Here is a 2,602-nt window from a genome sequence, read left to right on the forward strand (position 1 = left end):
TCACCACCCCCCCGGGGGGGCCCACCCCCCGCCCCCCCCGGGCGGGGCCGGGCCCCGCCCGCTGCGCTGGAACCTAACACAAGGAGCGCATAGCCCCTTGAAATAATGTCACCTACCTGCGCGGAGTGGGTCCGGCACTCACATCAAGGTTCCCTGCTCGTACTGATCGGCCAGCGGCGAGAGCTCCCGCACCTCGTCGCCGGTAGCGTCCTTCCACCAAGAGGCGAAGATCCGCCGATGACACCACTGCCGAGGGGCCGACAGGTCCTCGTAGCAGAGCAGGACCAGCCTGTGGTCCTGCTCCGCGTTCGCGATCTGCCTCAGCCGCTCCGCGACCCGCACCGGGCCGAGCTGGTCCAGGTCCGCCCGGTAGGCGGCGGTGAACTCCGGTAGCGGCTGGGCGAAGTACTCTCGACGCGGCGCCAGCTCCCGTACCGCGTGGGTGAGGAGGTAGGGGAGCTTGAAGCGCGGAGCGCCCAGCGTGATGCGCACCGGCACCCCTTGCGGGGGCTGGTACGCCTGATAGCGGTTAGTGAACAGGGTGAGCACGCAGCTGTTTCCTTTCAGGTCACTCAGGGGCCGGATTCGCCCGTCGACGCCTGTCGGCGGGGCCCGGATCACCTCGACGCCATCCGCTCGGGCCAAGCGGGCCAGAGCGGCACCGGGCCCGCAGGGAGGCTCTCCCTACGGGCCCGGCAGACGCCGACAGCGCGGGCCGACCCGGCTGGTGGGCCAAGCCGGCTGCGCCTCTTACTGGTGGGGGTACGTGTAGATGGTGGGGGCCGCGAGTTGCACAACGACATCTATACACCCACCCCTACTCTTGATTTTTATTTCCACGCCCATATCTTATTTGAATTCACCGACCTAGTACACATTCCACCGGAATTGATTTCTTGAATTCCGGTGGCGGGAATTCGATACCCGGACCATGGCGCTCACCTCGGGCCGGGAGCCGCAGACACAGAGGGCGCGGCCGGGTGTTCCCAGTCCGCGCCCTCTGATTACGGAGAGAAAGAGGGAGGGGGCCCGGACCTGCCGCGCCCCCTGCCGCCTCACTTCTCCGCTGTGGTTTCCGCCTTCTTCGCCGTCTTGGTCTCCTTGGAGGCGGCGGTCTTGGTGGCCCGCCGCTGGGCAGGCACGTTGCGCGCAGAGCCGTTGCCCGTCGCGCGGGCCCTGGCGCCCGCGGTCTGCGTCGGCTTGGCCGCAGCCTTCTTCGCTGCGGCCTTGACTTCCTCGGGCTGCTTGGGCCCGGTCGGCTTGACCTGGACCTGGGGCTGCTTGGCCTCCTCGGCCTTCCCGTCGTCGGCCTTGACCTCCTTAACCGCACCCTTCTCCTCCTGGACCTCAGCCACTGCGGTGTCCCAGGCGACCTTGCGGGCCTCGGCGATGCCGTTGGCCTGGCGGAGGATGCGGCGGGCCAGGGTGACCTGGCTGGCAAGCCGGTCGATCTTGCGGACGTAGCGCCCGAGGTCCGTGCCGAGGATGTCCGCCAACTCCTCGGGCTTGGCCTTCGTCAGCTCCTCCAGCAGAGGCATGACGACCTCCTCGACCTTGCCGAGCTTGTCGGTGGTCTTGACCTTGGCCTTCTCCCGCTTCACCTTCTCCTCGTCGGTGGGCTCCTTCTCGGAGACCAGGGAGGTCTGCTGCTCAGCCATCTTCAGGCCCTGTGCGAAGTTCGCGGCGTCGGCCTCGGTGTCGAAGTCGCCACGCAGGTAGCGGGTGGCCGCCACCATCTGGTTACCCGGGGAGAGCTGGGCGATGTGCCAGGACAGATTGGGCTTGATCTTGCCTTCGTTCACCCACTCGGCGACCTCGGGGCGCAGGGTGAGCAGGCCCAGCCGCCACTCGATGTGAGTCTTGGTCTTGCCGAAAGTCTTGGCGATGGCCTCGGGCTTCCAGCCCAGGACGACCAAGTCCGCGTACGCGCCGGCCTCTTCCATGATGGTCATGTCGGCCCGGTTGACGTTCTCCGAGATGGAGAGGACGAACGCCTTCTCCTCGTCGATGTCTTCCAGGATGCGGGACGGGACGACGGTCAGCCCGGCCTCCTTGCAAGCCCTCCAGCGCCGCTCGCCCGCCACGATCATGTGCGGGGCCTCTTCGCCCTCGACGCCCCGGACGACGACCGGCTGAAGGAGACCGTTCACCTTGATGCTCTCAGTCAGCTCCCGATGGGCGTCCTCGTCGAAGAACTTCCGGGGCTGGTCCGGGTTGGGCATGATCTGGTCGATACGGAGGTCAACGTACATTCCCCTGCACCTTTCTCGTTTGGGAATTCCCTTCCTTTTGGGATTTCCCTTTTTGCTTACACTTATATCTTAATCGCAAACACCGCCAATTCAAGTGGGAATTCGTTTTAATTTCGGGAATTCCTTTCTTTGGATTCTTGACCACCGCACGCCCACCACACGAGCACCGCATCCGACTCTCCGCGAGACGGAGAGTCGAGGCCCGGACGTGAGTGAGCCCGCCATGGCGTTACGCCGTGGCGGGCTGCGGGCCCATCACGCCCCCGAAGCGCCGGAGGGTCTCGGCGCGCGGGCGCGGGGGGGGGGGGGGGGGGGGGGGCGCCCCCCGCGCGCCGCGGGCTGGGGCGCCG

General features: G+C 66.9%; 2 protein-coding genes. Both read right to left on the reverse strand.

Annotation, left to right across the window (positions count from 1 at the left end):
- Positions 1–138: 138 nt before the first annotated feature.
- Positions 139–549, reverse strand: a complete 411-nt coding sequence (locus ACFXB5_RS00365; RefSeq protein WP_385200974.1) for a hypothetical protein — start codon at positions 547–549, stop codon at positions 139–141.
- Between the two features lie 506 nt (positions 550–1,055).
- Positions 1,056–2,252, reverse strand: a complete 1,197-nt coding sequence (locus tag ACFXB5_RS00370; RefSeq protein ID WP_385200976.1) for a ParB/RepB/Spo0J family partition protein — start codon at positions 2,250–2,252, stop codon at positions 1,056–1,058.
- Positions 2,253–2,602: the final 350 nt, after the last annotated feature.

This window comes from Streptomyces sp. NPDC059455 (genome assembly GCF_042750115.1).
Taxonomy (GTDB): Bacteria; Actinomycetota; Actinomycetes; order Streptomycetales; family Streptomycetaceae; genus Streptomyces; species Streptomyces endocoffeicus.